We start from the raw sequence: 14,069 nt of genomic DNA on the forward strand, positions 1-14,069 counted from the left end.
ACCGCTCGAAGGAACGGCCTCGTTATCGAGGGCGATCCTGCACACCGGTCTGGTGTGTCAGTGAGAGTGGGCGGCCAGATAGTCCGGGCCGCCGACGTATGTGGTGTCGCCGGATTCGGCGGGGCTGGTGGTGGCGTCGGCTACCGCGGTGGCGAATTCGGCGACGGTGGGGAGGGTGGCTTGGGTGCGGCGGGCGGCGACGGCGGCGGGGTTTCGGCGTTCCAGGAGTTGGACGATGATGGTGCCGTCGATCATGTCGCCGGAGACGGTGTGCAGGGTGATGCCGTGGGTGGTGAGGGTGGGAACCATGGCGCGGAGGGCGTTTTCGCCTGCGCGTTTGCTGGCGGCGATGGGTTCGTATTCGGCGGGGACCGGTTTGCGGCCGTGGAAGTGGGCCTGGTGGCTGGTGACGAAGACGATTCGGGAGCCGGACGGTAGGTGGGGTACGGCCAGTTCGACGAGGCGAGTTTGGGCGTCGCGATTGATCGACATGGCGTAGTCGGGGGCGGCGTTGCGTTCGAGACCGCCAGAGGCGTTGAGGATCAGGACGTCGAGGCGGCCGAATTCCTTGGTGATGGTTTCGACGAGGGTGCGGGCGGAGGCTTCGTCGGAGATGTCGGCGCCCGCGGTGGAGGCGCTGCCGCCCGCGGCGTTGATCTCGTCGGCGAGTATCTCAGCGCGCCTGAGCTTTTCGCGGTAGTTGATGATCACGTGGTCGCCGCGAGCGGCGAGGATGCGCGCGGTTTCGGCGCCGATGCCGCGGGAGGCACCGGTGATCAGAACGACTCGCTGTCCGGCTGGATGACCCACCGTTTCCCTCTCGATTACGGACCGTCGGCCCGGCGGATTGCTTCTAAATCAGAATCACTATGGTAGTTCTGAATGAGAAGCGCAAGCGGGGCGAAGCCGCCCACCGGCCGGGCCGATCCGCCGGTACTGGCCGCGATGGAACTGCTGGGACAGCGGTGGATCCTGCGCGTCCTGTGGGAGCTGGCGCCCGGACCACTCGGGTTCCTCGAACTGCGCAGGCGGATGGACAACTGCTCGTCCAGCATGCTTTCGGTGCGCCTGCAGCATCTGCAGAGTGCGGGGCTGATCGTGAAGAACGCGGACAAGTCCTATGAACTCACCACTGCGGGAACAGAACTCGGCACCGCGCTGCAGGACGTCTGGAAGTGGTCGCGGAAGTGGGAAGCCGCACTCACCGACTGAGCGTGTTGACCTTCGGCCTACCTGAGACTCCATGATGACCGGGTGGCAGACGACGGGTTGATCACGATAGGCGTACTGGCGCGAGCGAGTGGGCTCACGGCGAGTGCGCTGCGGTTTTACGACGACTGCGGGTTGCTGGTGCCCGCACGGGTCGATCCGCTCACCGGGTACCGGTATTACACCGAGGCTCAGCAGGAACGGGCGGCGTTGATCCGTCGCCTGCGGGCGATCGAGGTACCGCTCGAATCCATCTCGGACATCCTGTCCGGCGATGTCGAGCGCGCTGAGCGACTGCTGGACGAGCACGTCGGTGAGCTACAGCGACGAGCGCGGACGGCCGCCAACGTTGCTGCGAAGATCAAGCGGACACTCACGGTCGGGTCGCTGGATGATCGCGTCGCGTTGCCTGCCGCACTGTTAGCGGAGGCATTCGAGCAGGTGCGGTCCGCCGCAGCGGGTAATCGTGAAATCCCTGTTCTCGCGGGCATTTTGCTGGAGGCGAGCGCGAATTCGTTGACGCTCACCGCCACCGATCGCTACCGGCTCTCGACTCGGACGGTGGTGTCGCGGGATCGACAGGGCAGTGACTGGTCGGTGGTCGTCGATGCCGATCTCGCGCCGATCATCAGCTGGCTTCGCCGGCTGGACGAAATCGTCGCCGCCCCAACCGATCAGGGCTTGCTGCTCGTCGGCGACGGTGCCGAGCGACATTGCCAACTGATCGATGAGCCGTTCCCTGACTATCGAGCGGTCTTGTCGAGTCTGGCACCGGTCCGAACCCGCGTGCTGACAGCCCGCCTGCCATTGCTGGCGCTCCTCGAAAACACCTCCCCCACAGTCAAATTCGAGATAGACAACGCCGGTCTCACGGTGTCCGACAGCAGCAACCGACACCACCTGCCCGCCACGGTCACCGGCTCCGACATCGACCTCTACTTCGACGTCACGACCCTGCTCCCCGCGATTCACACCGCCCTGGGCCCCGATCTCATGCTCGACATCTCCGCAGCCGACCACCCGGTCGTCCTGCGCTCCGCCACCGACGGCGACCTCACCACCCTGGCCATGCCGACCTGGCAGCCAGCCAACAGATAGGCCCTTTACCGTGACCGACGACACCATGGCCGCCATCACCCGCGCGATAACCCTCGGGCGCGAAGGTCAACCCGACGCGGCTCGCGATGCGCTGCTCGCCCTGTGGAATTCCTTTGGCCCACAGGGCGATCCACTGCACCGCTGCACCCTCGCGCACTACCTCGCCGACCTGCACGACGACGCGGCCGAGGCACTCACCTGGGACATTCGCGCCCTGGACGCCGCCGATTCGCTGACCAACGCCCGCGCTCAGGAATACCACTCGTCGCTGGACGTCCAAGGCTTCTACCCGTCCCTGCACCTCAACCTCGCTGACAACTACCGCAGGCTGAGCTCCTTCACCGCCGCCCAACGCGAACTCGCCGCCGCCAGAGCCACGTTGCACGCCCTCCCTGACACCGCGTACGGCACCACGATTCGCACCGCGGTCGACGAAATCGAAGCAGCGATCCACGCGCAAGACACCCGCCCACGAGCCTCCGCCCCGACCGGTCGTGGCTAGCCGAAGCGCCAGCATCGCTCGGTACTGACACGCTCGGCGTTTGCCAGGCAGCACCGCACGGCCAAGTAATTGGGGGCATGCGTCTGCACTTGATCCACCGAATACTGCTCGTGGACAGGATCATACGACGTAAAGGGGACGCCTGATGAAGAAGACAGTCGTGATAGCTGCCATGATCGCCGGGCTCGTCGCACCAGCCGGACTCGCCGCCGCGGCACCCGTCTCCATAACGGCCGAGGCCAGCCCTGTCGCGGGGCCGCCGACCGGTTCGTCGTCGGCCGATATCTTCTGCGGGGTGCTCTGGATCCTGAAGGGCGGTGGCAACGCCGACTGCAGCTTCTGAGCGAACACGAACGGCCCGCGCTGCTCGGCGTGCGGGCCGTTCGTCGCATCGGCGCAGCCATAGCCGCGAACTTGCCGACCAGGAATTTCTGCCAAACAACACAATTGGCGTTCAGGCGACGCTAACCTCAGCGACGCACCGAATTCGGCAGTATACGAACCCACCGTGCACCAACAGGTTTAGGCTGTGCGCCGTGGTCGAACCCCAACCCTGCATCGCGCCCCATCCCGACATCGCCCCCTTGGCGCCGCTGCTCGGCACCTGGCGCGGCGACGGGCACGGTGAATACCCGACCATCCAGTCGTTCGATTACCTGGAAGAAGTCCGATTCGGCCATCTCGGCCGCCCGTTCCTCACCTATCGGCAGCGCACCCGCGCCGCCGACGGCAGCCGCCCGATGCACGCCGAAACCGGCTATCTGCGCTGCCCGAGCCCGGACCGGGTCGAATTGATCTTGGCGCACCCCACCGGCATCACCGAAATATGCGAGGGCGCACTGAATGTCGCCGACGGCGCGCTGCACATGGAATTCGACTCCACCAGCATCGGCCGCACCAGCACTGCCAAACTCGTCACCGCCCTCGGCCGCACCTTTCAACTGAAGGGCGACACCATCGATTACACCCTGCGCATGGCGGCGGTCGGCGAGCCCTTGCAACACCACCTCGCCGCCACCCTGCGCCGCGCCGACTGACTCGACTCGACTCGATCGCGAGAATCCGCACACCCTCCGCCGAGCGGTGCAGGATCCGGAACATTATCTGGCCGAACGGCCGGTTCCACGGAGTTGTTTCGTGATCGGCGAATTCCACGAAAATACCGACGCGCTCAGGGGTACTCTCACCGGGATTCGTCCGAAATGTGACCCGCGGCATGTTTTTGCTGCCATGTGCCATCGGCCACTCGCGCTTGTTCGGTGAATCGATCCCGGTCTACGGTTCGAAAGTCAGCAAACTTTCAGATAACTTCGCGCGGTCATCCCTGCGCGGAACAGCTAGAACCTTCCCCCGTCGACACCCCTGACCCTGAGGGAGCCGAACAATGAAGCGTTCCACCACAATTCTGGCCAGCGTGGCCATCGTCCTCGGCGGCGCCGCGACCGTCCAGATCCTCGACGGCGGCGACGCCGGTGCCGTGATCATGGATAACGCCGCGTCGTCCAGCAACCCGGCAGCCGCGCACGAGCGCGCGGCTCAGTAACCCGGTGGCAGCGCGGCGAACATATCGCGACTGACCGCGACCGCGTTGTCGGAGCTGCCACCCCGGACCAATAACGTCGCGAACGCGATATCGCCGCGGTAGCCGACGAACCACGAGTGCGACCCGCCGTCGACCTCGGCCTCACCGGTTTTTCCGTACACCTCCCCCTGATCGGCGATCCGCTCGGCGGTGCCGCCGGTGACCACCCTGCGCATCATCGCCCGCAGCCCGGTGCTCACCTGCGGCGCGAGGGCGGGCGCCGCGCCGTCGACCGTCGTGGCGCGGCCCGCGATCAGGTACGGGACCGGCACCGAGCCGTGCGCGACGGTGGCCGCCATCAACGCCATGCCGAGCGGGCTGACCACCACCTTGCCCTGGCCGATGCCGTCTTCGGTGCGCTGGATCAGCTCATCCGAGGGCGGCACCGAGCCGGAGAACGTCGGCAGCCCGTCGACCGTATAGCTCGGGCCGACACCGAGTTTCGCGGCGGCCTCGTGCAGCGCGTCGCTCGGCAGTCTGCTGGCCACGTTGGCGAACGCGGTGTTGCATGAACGCTCGTAGGCCGTGATCATCGGTGCGTCACCGAGGGTGAACAGGTTGTAATTGGGAATCGTGCGGTCCCCGATGGTGATTCGGCTCGGACAGGGCAGCACCGTGTCGGGCGTGGCGAGTCCGGTGGACATGGCGGCGGCCGCGGTCACCGTCTTGAACACCGAACCCGGCGGGTACTGACCGATGGTCGCGACCGGGCCGTCCTGGTCGGCCGCCTTGTTCTGCGCGATCGCCAGGATCGCGCCGGTGGACGGACGGATCGCCACCAGCATCGTCTGCTCTTCGCGCAGGTCGACGGCGCGTTGCGCGGCGTTCTGCACGTTGCGATCCACGCTGAGCGAGAACGACGGTGCCGGTTGCGAGGGCACCTCGGTGAGCACGTCGGTGTCGGCGCCGTTGGCGTTCATGGTGACCACGCTCCAGCCGGCCTTGCCGTCCACCTCGGCGATCACCGTCTTGCGGATCTGGGCCATCAGGTCCGGCGCGAACGCGCGGTCGGTGGGCACCAGATCCCACTCCGGGGTGATCATGACGCCGGGCAAACCGATGAGATCGGTACTGACCTGGTCGAATTCGCTCTCGCTGAGCATTGCCACGGTGTACGCGCCCTTGGCGGCGACGGCCGCGTCCCGGACGGATTCCGGCGTGAGCTGCGGGTCGAATTGGCTCAGTGCCGCCGCCAGCGAGGTCGCGACCGCGCCGGGGTCGGCGGCGTTCGCCGCGGTGAACGCGACCCGGGATACCTTGCCCGGCACCAGCACATCGCTGCCCGCCTGCTCGTTCACCCGCGCGCGGGGAGCCGGGTTGGCGCGCAGCGACATCGTCTGGGTGTCGCCGAGCTTGGGGTGGATGTTCGACGAGGTCCAGCGGACCTTCCAGCGGCCGCCGCTGCGCCCCATCTGCAACTGACCGATGTAGCGCCAGGTGCGATCCTTGGGCAAGTGCCACTCATAGGTGTAGTCGACGGTCGCGGTGTCGCCGCTGACCCTGGCCGAGCCGGTGTGCGCCGAGAGCTTCTCCGCCTGCAGGTGGTCCCACGCGGAACCCAGTGCGGCACTGGCCTTTTCGGGCTGATTGGTGAGGTCGGCCGCGGCCGCCAGGTCGTGCTTCGCGAACGCCGTGACGAAGTCGTCCGCCGCGGGCACCGGTCCCTGCGGGCCGCGCGCGCAACCGGCCGCCGGCAACGCGAGCATCGCGACAGCCAGCGTGACAATAAGCGGTGTCCTCAGCGGATCGGTCCTGGTCGACATCGGCACCGATGGTAGTAGCCAACGCTGAGCAAACCTCCGCGCCGCTCCGTGTTTCTTTCCACTGAAACAGCTTTCAGCGTGGGCGCGCTCAGTCGAGCAGGATGGTGGCGAAAGTAGCGATCTGCTGGAAGCCGACTCGGCCGTACGCGCGGCGCGCGACTTCGTTGTAGTCGTTCACGTACAGGCTCGCGGTGCGACCGGACGCCACCACCGCATTGGCGATGGCGGCCGTGCCGACGGTGCCGAGTCCGGTGCCGCGATGTTCGGGATGCACCCAGACGCCCTGGATCTGGCCGGTGCGCCGGGACAACGACCCGACCTCGGCCTTGAAGACGACCTCGCCGTCCTCGAAACGTGCCCAGGCGCGGCCGGATTCGATCAGGCTCTGAATGCGGCGGCGGTAACCTCGACCGCCGTCGCCTGCTCTGGGATCGACGCCGACCTCTTCGATGAACATGGCGATCGCGGCGCAGAGGTAGCGTTCGAGTTCGTCGGGTCGCACTCGCCGGACATTCGGGTCGGGGGCGACCAGCGGCGGTTGGGCGAGGGCGAGCAGCGGCTGTTCGCCGCGCAGTTCCCGCTCCGGGCCCCAGTGGTCGGCCAGCATCTCCCACAGCGGTAACGCCAGTTCACGGCGTCCGACCACCGACGAGGCGATCCGCGGCCAACGCAACGCGCGGTCCGCGAACGCCCGCAGCGCGTCGTGGTCACCGCGCAGCGGGACCAGGTTCGCACCCGAGAAACACAGCGACTCCGACGGGCCGCCTCGACTCCACAGTTCGCCCTGCCCACACCTGGTGGTGTCCAGGCCGAATTCCTGGAGCCGGGCGGCGACCATGCACGAGGCCACCGGATCGGCATCCAGCACTCGGAGGACCTGTCCCAGGTCCCGGTTCGCGAGCTGGCGCGCGGGGACGTATTTCGCCCTGCGCGTCGGCTCCAGCAGACTCCGCACGTTGTTAGCCTGCCACGAAAATCGGCGATGTGGTACGGCTATGCCGAACGCAACAGTTCGCAGAGTGTTCAACTGAACCAGACGAAGTCCGGCTACCGTCCATGAACGGCGTCAGCCGACCGTGACGACCGGTTCGCCCGCGCCCGCTTCCACGCCCATCTGCTCGGCGATGCGCAGCGCCTCCTCGATCAGGGTTTCCACGATCATCGCCTCCGGCACGGTCTTGATGACCTCGCCCTTGACGAAGATCTGGCCCTTACCGTTGCCGGACGCGACACCGAGGTCCGCCTCCCGTGCCTCGCCGGGCCCGTTCACGACGCAACCCATCACGGCCACCCGCAACGGCACCTCCATGCCCTCCAGACCGGCACTGACCGCGTTCGCGAGGCTGTACACGTCCACCTGGGCGCGGCCACACGACGGGCAGGACACGATCTCGAGCTTGCGCGGGCGCAGGTTCAGCGACTGCAGGATCTGATCGCCGACCTTGATCTCCTCGGCGGGCGGCGCGGACAGCGAGACGCGGATGGTGTCGCCGATGCCCTCCGACAGCAGCGCACCGAACGCCACTGCGGACTTGATGGTGCCCTGGAACGCCGGGCCCGCCTCGGTCACGCCGAGGTGCAGCGGGTAGTCACTGCGCGCGGCCAGCTGGCGGTAGGCCTCCACCATGATCACCGGGTCGTTGTGCTTGACCGAGATCTTGATGTCGCCGAAGCCGTGGTCCTCGAACAGGCTCGCCTCCCACAGCGCGGATTCCACCAGCGCCTCCGGAGTGGCCTTGCCGTACTTCTCCAGCATCCGCTTGTCCAGCGAACCGGCATTGACGCCGATGCGGATCGGGATGCCCGCCGCGGCCGCGGCCTTGGCGACCTCGCCGACCCGGCCGTCGAATTCCTTGATGTTGCCCGGGTTCACCCGCACCGCGGCGCAACCGGCGTCGATGGCCGCGAAGATGTAGCGCGGCTGGAAGTGGATGTCGGCGATGACGGGGATCTGGCTCTTGCGCGCGATGGTCGCCAGCGCGTCCGCGTCTTCCTGACGCGGGCAGGCCACCCGGACTATGTCGCAGCCGGACGCGGTGAGCTCCGCGATCTGCTGCAGGGTGGCGTTGATGTCGTGGGTCTTGGTGGTGGTCATCGACTGCACGGAGATCGGGTGATCACTTCCGACCCCGACATTGCCCACCTTCAACTGGCGAGTCTTGCGTCGAGGAGCGAGAACGGCCGCAGGTGCGGCGGGCATCCCCAATCCGATTGTGCTGGTCACTTCCGGCTGCCTACTTTCGTACATACATTGTGGGCCGTTCGCCTTCCGAGCTTAGTCGCGCACGCCGAACGACCACCCTGTGACGCCCACGACAACGTGCTGTCCCCCAAGTGCCGGCGACAGGGTACCGCGTCACCGGGCGAACAGCCGGGCCGGACCCCCGCCCGGAGCGAACACGAAGCTGCCGCACGCAACGACGCGGTAGCGGACGTCGTTGCGTGCGGCAGCATTTCGCACTGTGTTATGTCACGCCATCGAAAGTTGCTGGCACTGTTCGATCTGCTGTCGGGTGACGCCGAGTCCGAGCAGGCATGCCGCGCCCTGCGCGGGCGAAATCAAGGTGCCGCTGTAGCACTTCTGCAGCGCCCATTTCGCGATGGCGCCGCGCGCCGCCTGTCCTTCGAGGCAATCGGTGAACGGGTCACCGCCGATTGTCCGAACGGGACCACTGGACAGCAGCGATCCGTCCTGCCAAGTACTGACCAGACGCGATCCGCCATCGAGATTACGCACCTGCTTCTCGACGTAACTCAATACGCGAGAGCCTTCGACAATAAACTTGACGACCCCACCGTTCCCTTCGGAATATGCGATCGGCACCGACACCAGCTGCAAGCCCATTTCGGTGTCGACACTGGACAGTTGTGCGGTGTCGAGGCGGGCGGCATCGGTCTGCAACGCCACCTCGCGTGCCTCGATGACCTGCACGACAGCGTCTTTCGCAGCTGTAGCAGCGTCTACCCGTTCCGGCGTTGCCGCGGCGGCGGCGCCGATCCCCGCGGCGCTCAGGCCTGCCGTCAACACCACGGCCAGCGACACAACGGACGCAAGTTTCCGAATTCGCAACTTCATTCCCCTTCGAATAGACATGCAAACATTCGCGAGGCGACGGTTGTCATGAAATCCGACTGAACAGCGCAGTCTTATCCAGTCGATCTATTTGAACTGTCCACCCTCAACCGACTCCCTTCGGTCTCGGTGCCTCGTGATCAGCCTAGGCGATTCGTCCGGTTCGGGTAAGCGCCGTCGACTGCCATTTCCGAATGGACTGCCAAATGTCGCTACCAGCGTCAGAACAGTTTGATCGGATTGACGATGTCCGCGGCGAGGGTGAGCAGCATGTACGCACCACCGATGACCACGACCACGTAGGTGGCGGGCAGCAGCTTCAGGTAATTGACCGGTGCGCCCGGTGCGAGACCGCGCCAGCGACGGAACACGTCGCGGATCTTCTCGTAGATCACCACGGCGATGTGTCCGCCGTCGAGCGGAAGCAGCGGGAGGATATTGAAGGCGCCGAGGAAGAAGTTCAGGCTGGCCAGCACCAGGATGAACACCCCCCAGAGCCCACGCTCAGCCGTCTCACCGCCGATTCGGCTTGCGCCGTAGACACTCATCGGAGTATCCGCGTCGCGTTCACCACCGGTCACCGCGGTCCACAGCGACGCTACTTTCGCGGGCATCTGCGCGAGCGATTGCACGGTGCGGACGGTGAGGTCACCGGTGAAGGACAGCGACGCCGGGATAGCAGTCAGCACGTTGTAATCGGGACTCTTCGGCAGATCACGGATGATGCCGACCGCGCTGACCTGGAGCTTGTCCCCTGCCTCGGTATGGCGCACCACCTGCTGGGGATTCACATGGAAACTCAGCTGCTGCCCGCCGCGGTCCACCGTGTAGGTGATCTCCCCGGTCGCTTTCCGGGTCTCGGCGGTGAAATCGGACCAAGTATCGACAGACTTGCCGTTCACGGCGGTGATGGTGTCACCGAGCTGCAATCCCGCTTGCTGCGCCGGGCCGACGCCCGAACACGGCTGCAGGGAGAGATCGGGGTTGTCGTCGGACACGCATTGCAGTGCACCGACCTTCACCGGCGGCTCGGTCAACAGCGGCAGCCCCCAGCCGACCGCCATGATCACAATGAGAACGAAGCCGAGCACGAAGTTCATCGCGATGCCGCCCGACATCACCACGAGTCGTTTCCACGTCGCCTGCCGGTACATGGCGCGGTCGAGCTCTTCCGGCTCCAGCTCGTCCAGGGCGGTCATGCCCGCGATGTCACAGAACCCGCCCAGCGGCAGCGCCTTGAGGCCGTACTCGGTCTCACCGCGCCGGAACGAGAACACCTTCGGCCCGAAACCGATGAAGTACCGCCGCACCTTCATGCCAGTGGCCTGAGCGGTCCACATGTGCCCGCACTCATGCAACGCGATCGAAATCGTGATGCCTAGCGCGAACAGCACGAACCCCAACGCGTAGACCATGTGTTTAGCAGCCCTCCTGCATAGCGCAGCTCGCCTTGATGAAGTGCGACCGCCGGATCGGCCGCCCACAAACCTGGACCCGCACATCCCGTCACGGCCGCGAGCACCCCGACCACAGTAACCGGACCTCTCCCGGGCCTGCGTGTTCAGTGTGCCAGGCGGTGGTCGGCGGGCGAGTCCGAGGCGGGTTAGGCGACCACCCGCGCCCGGGCGAACTGGCGAGCCCAGCTGTCGGCGGCGAGTACCTCTTCGAGGGAGTTCGGTTCGGTGTGCCACTGATCGGCGGCCTCGACGGCGGCGGCCACGGTGCGGACGATGCCGGGGAAGCGGATGGCTCCGTCCAGGAAGGCTTGTACCGCAACCTCGTTGGCGGCGTTGTAGACGGCGGTGACGCTGCCGCCCGCCTCGCCGGCCTGGCGGGCCAGGTCGATGGCCGGGAAGACCTCGTTGTCGACCGGTTCGAAGGTCCAGGTGGCGGCGGTGCCGAAGTCGCAGGCCAGCGCGGCGCCGGGGACCCGGTCGGGCCAGCCGAGGGCCAGCGCGATGGGCAGTTTCATGTCCGGCGGGCTGGCCTGGGCGAGGGTGGAGCCGTCGGTGAAGGTGACCATCGAGTGCACGATCGACTGCGGGTGCACGGTGACGTCGATGCGGTCGTAGGGAATGCCGAACAGCAGGTGCGTTTCGATCAGCTCCAGGCCCTTGTTGACCAGCGACGCCGAGTTCAGCGTGTTCATCGGGCCCATCGACCAGGTCGGATGCGTCTTGGCCTCAGCGGGATTCACCGATTCCAGCATCTCGGCGGTCCAGCCGCGGAACGGGCCGCCCGAGGCGGTGAGCACCAGCCGGTCCACCTCCTCGGCGCGACCGCCGCGCAGGCACTGGGCCAGCGCGGAATGTTCCGAATCGACCGGCACGATCTGGCCGGGCGCCGCGGCGCGGGTGACCAGCGAGCCGCCCGCCACCAGCGATTCCTTGTTCGCCAGCGCGAGCCGGGTGCCCGACTGCAGGGTGGCCAGGGTCGGTTCCAGGCCGAGCGAGCCGACCAGCGCGTTGAGCACGACATCGGCCTCGGTGCGGCGGACCAGTTCGGTGGCCGCGTCCGGCCCCGCCAGCGGAATGCCCAGCTGCTGCGCGGCTTTCGGGTCGGCGACCGCGACATTGCGGGTCCCGGTGGCCGCGATCTGCGCGGCAAGCAGCTCGGTATTGCCGCCGCGCGCGGCCAGGCCGACCACCTCGAACCGGTCGGGGTTGGCGGCGATCACCTCGAGCGCTTGGGTACCGATGGATCCGGTACTGCCGAGGAGCAGGACTCTCACGATGTCGGACACGGGTTCATTGTGGCGCACCAGAAAACGGGCCCGATGCTTACCCGCCCCGGCGCCCACCGTCGCCCGAGCGGCGTGTCCCGACTTACAACGACGCACCGTCGTATGTCACGATATCGAGTAGTAGTCCATCCCGAACCAGCTAAGGAGCGAATCGTGGCCGCCACGGAACTCGAACCCGCCAGCACCGAGCGCGCCATCGTCACTCACGTGGACACCGCCGAGGTTCCGTCCGCCGCGTGGGGGTGGAGCGGTGAATCGCCCCGCACCTTCCGCGCCGCCGGCTGGATCGTGGCGTTCATCCTGGTCGCGATGGTCATCGGCAACCACAAGGGACATGTCGAGGACATCTTCCTGGTCGGCTTCGCGCTCGCCATCGTCGGCATCCTGGTCCGGGACTCGTTCCTGCGCCGCAAGCCGCGCTAGTCGGGTCGGCGCCAGCCGAATGCCCTGAAACGTATCGGCTTTCACCAGACCGAACGGTCTAGTACGGTTTTGCGTCGAGAGGTCCGCGACCCGATTCGGGTCGCGGACCTTCGCTGCTGACCAGACCGTGAGGATGTTATGCCCAAGATTTTCGCCGCCGCGCTGCTGACCGCCAGCGCCGTCGGTTCGCTGTTGCTGCTGCCCGCCGCTCCGGCCCACGCCCAGTCCGAGACCTGTGGCCGCGCCGTCGACGCGATCAACAAGGCCATTGCCGGATCTCCGAACGGGGTTCTGGAGGACACCGTTGCGAAGGCGCTGCACGTCACGCTGCTGTCCATCGCCGCGAGTGGTGGCGAGCAAGCCGAGAAGGACGTCATCATCGCCTACGCCAACGCGCTGGCCGATGACAACGTCACCGACTTGGACCCCGTCACCGACCAGCTCAACCGTGTCTGCGGAGCCAACAGCTGAACTCTCCTGTAGGCGAACCGGTTTCGGCTCTTCCATAACCGACGCCGTTCAGATACGGCTCGATGATGTTGCGGCCGAACGGTATTCAGGCTGATCTGACGCCGTCGAGCGGGCCATGATCGCACTTTTGTTGTGCCGCAGTCATGTTCCGCTCCACGGACCGGATCCGGTTGCCCCCGCCCGTCCAGGAACGTTTTCAACCGGACTGTCGAGACGGTCTAGTTCCTTAGACCAGGAACTAACGCCCGCGACGCTTCGCGGGCTTCTTCTTGGCGACCGAATTCCTTGCCGGACTCGGCCGTCCACCGGTTCGCTTCGCCGCCGACTTCTTCTGCGGCTCAGGAGTTTTGGCGCGAGCAGCGGGCGACCGAGAACTCCGTTCGGAACGACCTCGCACAACCCCCACGAAATCCTCGACCAAATCACTCGTCCGATCAGTCGGCCACGCCAAGGAGATCTCGGTGCTCGCGACATCGGTGACGGTGCGATATACGAGGTCGCGACGTGCGTGCAGTCGAGCGATCGAGTGCGGAACCACGGCAACGCCCACACCGGCCGCGACAAGCTCGATAGCACCCTCGACGGTGTCGATGTCGGAGGCATCCTGCATCCGCTCGTCGGCCAGCTCCGCCATGCTCACCTGCTCGAACACCGAGATCGGATGATCCTTCGGCACCACCACCACCGGCAACTCCCGATAGAGCGGAATCGCACTCATCCCGTCCCGATCGATCGGCAGCCGAACAAAGCACAGATCGACCCGCCCCTCCCGCAACGCCGCTTCCTGCTCCCCCATCGGCACCGCGACCACCTCGAGCGACGTATCCGGAAAACGTTCACTCCAGATCCGCGTCCACTTGGACACCGTCACCCCTGGCACGAACCCGACCCGCAACGCGGCAGGCCCCTCCGGCGTCTCGTCGACAGCCGCCTCCGCCGCCCGCGCGATCAACTCCCGCGCCTCCTCCAGCAGCTGCTCCCCCTCTGCAGTCAGCTGGGTCGGCTGAGCCCCGGGCACGAACAGCTTCGTCCCCAGCTCCTCCTCCAATTCGATCACCGTCTGACTCAACCGCTGCCGCGCAATGTTCAACCCCTTCGCCGCCCGCGCAAAATGCAGCTCCTCGGCAACCGCGACAAACCACCGCAGCCGCACGACATCAATCGACTCCAACCGGCTCATGCCAGGAACCATATCGCCACCCGAT

The 14,069-nt window shown here is 66.4% G+C and carries 16 protein-coding genes; 8 read left to right on the forward strand and 8 right to left on the reverse strand.

The features are described from left to right. Positions 1-57: 57 nt before the first annotated feature. Positions 58-810, reverse strand: coding sequence for an SDR family oxidoreductase (locus ACIBK2_RS18445; protein ID WP_396968742.1), 753 nt, complete (start codon positions 808-810; stop codon positions 58-60). A gap of 72 nt (positions 811-882) precedes the next feature. On the opposite strand from ACIBK2_RS18445, the gene ACIBK2_RS18450 reads away from it, so the two are divergent. The 6 genes from ACIBK2_RS18450 (at position 883) to ACIBK2_RS18475 (ending at position 4,352) form a co-directional block, all read left to right on the forward strand. Next, the gene (locus tag ACIBK2_RS18450; protein ID WP_396968743.1) at positions 883-1,212 is read left to right on the forward strand and encodes a winged helix-turn-helix transcriptional regulator; all 330 of its coding nucleotides are present in this window, start codon (positions 883-885) and stop codon (positions 1,210-1,212) included. A 42-nt stretch (positions 1,213-1,254) separates the two neighbouring features. Then, positions 1,255-2,307, forward strand: a complete 1,053-nt coding sequence (locus tag ACIBK2_RS18455) for a MerR family transcriptional regulator (RefSeq protein WP_396968744.1) — start codon at positions 1,255-1,257, stop codon at positions 2,305-2,307. 25 nt (positions 2,308-2,332) lie between these two features. Then, a complete protein-coding gene (locus ACIBK2_RS18460) occupies positions 2,333-2,809 on the forward strand; it encodes a hypothetical protein (protein WP_396969220.1) in 477 nt (158 codons plus the stop codon). A gap of 145 nt (positions 2,810-2,954) precedes the next feature. Then, positions 2,955-3,152 (forward strand): hypothetical protein, encoded by a 198-nt coding sequence (locus ACIBK2_RS18465; protein WP_396968745.1) that lies wholly within the window; start codon positions 2,955-2,957, stop codon positions 3,150-3,152. A gap of 193 nt (positions 3,153-3,345) precedes the next feature. Further along, the gene (locus ACIBK2_RS18470; protein WP_396968746.1) at positions 3,346-3,846 is read left to right on the forward strand and encodes a peroxynitrite isomerase; all 501 of its coding nucleotides are present in this window, start codon (positions 3,346-3,348) and stop codon (positions 3,844-3,846) included. A gap of 347 nt (positions 3,847-4,193) precedes the next feature. Beyond that, positions 4,194-4,352, forward strand: a complete 159-nt coding sequence (locus ACIBK2_RS18475; RefSeq protein ID WP_379284663.1) for a hypothetical protein — start codon at positions 4,194-4,196, stop codon at positions 4,350-4,352. Here the strand turns inward: ACIBK2_RS18475 and ACIBK2_RS18480 are convergent. From ACIBK2_RS18480 to dxr, 6 genes are all read right to left on the reverse strand, one after another. Then, a complete protein-coding gene (locus ACIBK2_RS18480; RefSeq protein WP_396968747.1) occupies positions 4,346-6,154 on the reverse strand; it encodes a penicillin-binding transpeptidase domain-containing protein in 1,809 nt (602 codons plus the stop codon). The two genes, ACIBK2_RS18475 and ACIBK2_RS18480, sit on opposite strands and share 7 nt — an antisense overlap. Positions 6,155-6,242: 88 nt before the next feature. Beyond that, positions 6,243-7,109: a GNAT family N-acetyltransferase gene (locus tag ACIBK2_RS18485; protein WP_396968748.1), complete on the reverse strand. Its 867-nt coding sequence runs from the start codon at positions 7,107-7,109 to the stop codon at positions 6,243-6,245. 111 nt (positions 7,110-7,220) lie between these two features. Then, a complete protein-coding gene (gene ispG / locus ACIBK2_RS18490; protein WP_396968749.1) occupies positions 7,221-8,378 on the reverse strand; it encodes a flavodoxin-dependent (E)-4-hydroxy-3-methylbut-2-enyl-diphosphate synthase in 1,158 nt (385 codons plus the stop codon). A 246-nt stretch (positions 8,379-8,624) separates the two neighbouring features. Continuing rightward, on the reverse strand, positions 8,625-9,224 hold the full coding sequence (locus ACIBK2_RS18495) for a hypothetical protein (RefSeq protein ID WP_396968750.1): 600 nt from the start codon (positions 9,222-9,224) through the stop codon (positions 8,625-8,627). Between the two features lie 224 nt (positions 9,225-9,448). After that, positions 9,449-10,642, reverse strand: coding sequence for a M50 family metallopeptidase (locus ACIBK2_RS18500; protein ID WP_396968751.1), 1,194 nt, complete (start codon positions 10,640-10,642; stop codon positions 9,449-9,451). Between the two features lie 188 nt (positions 10,643-10,830). Further along, positions 10,831-11,970 carry a 1-deoxy-D-xylulose-5-phosphate reductoisomerase gene (dxr, locus tag ACIBK2_RS18505; protein ID WP_396968752.1) on the reverse strand — a complete coding sequence of 380 codons (1,140 nt, stop codon included), beginning with the start codon at positions 11,968-11,970 and terminating at the stop codon, positions 10,831-10,833. Positions 11,971-12,123: 153 nt separating this feature from the next. Between dxr and ACIBK2_RS18510 the strand changes: the two genes are divergently transcribed. Further along, a complete protein-coding gene (locus tag ACIBK2_RS18510; RefSeq protein WP_357378463.1) occupies positions 12,124-12,393 on the forward strand; it encodes a DUF2631 domain-containing protein in 270 nt (89 codons plus the stop codon). A 138-nt stretch (positions 12,394-12,531) separates the two neighbouring features. Further along, positions 12,532-12,864 (forward strand): hypothetical protein, encoded by a 333-nt coding sequence (locus ACIBK2_RS18515; protein ID WP_396968753.1) that lies wholly within the window; start codon positions 12,532-12,534, stop codon positions 12,862-12,864. Positions 12,865-13,102: 238 nt separating this feature from the next. Here the strand turns inward: ACIBK2_RS18515 and ACIBK2_RS18520 are convergent, their stop codons facing one another. Next, entirely contained in the window at positions 13,103-14,044 is a 942-nt protein-coding gene (locus ACIBK2_RS18520; RefSeq protein WP_396968754.1) for a LysR family transcriptional regulator, read from the reverse strand. Positions 14,045-14,069: the final 25 nt, after the last annotated feature.

The sequence above is a fragment of the Nocardia sp. NPDC050175 genome (assembly GCF_044459885.1).
Lineage (GTDB): Bacteria > Actinomycetota > Actinomycetes > Mycobacteriales > Mycobacteriaceae > Nocardia.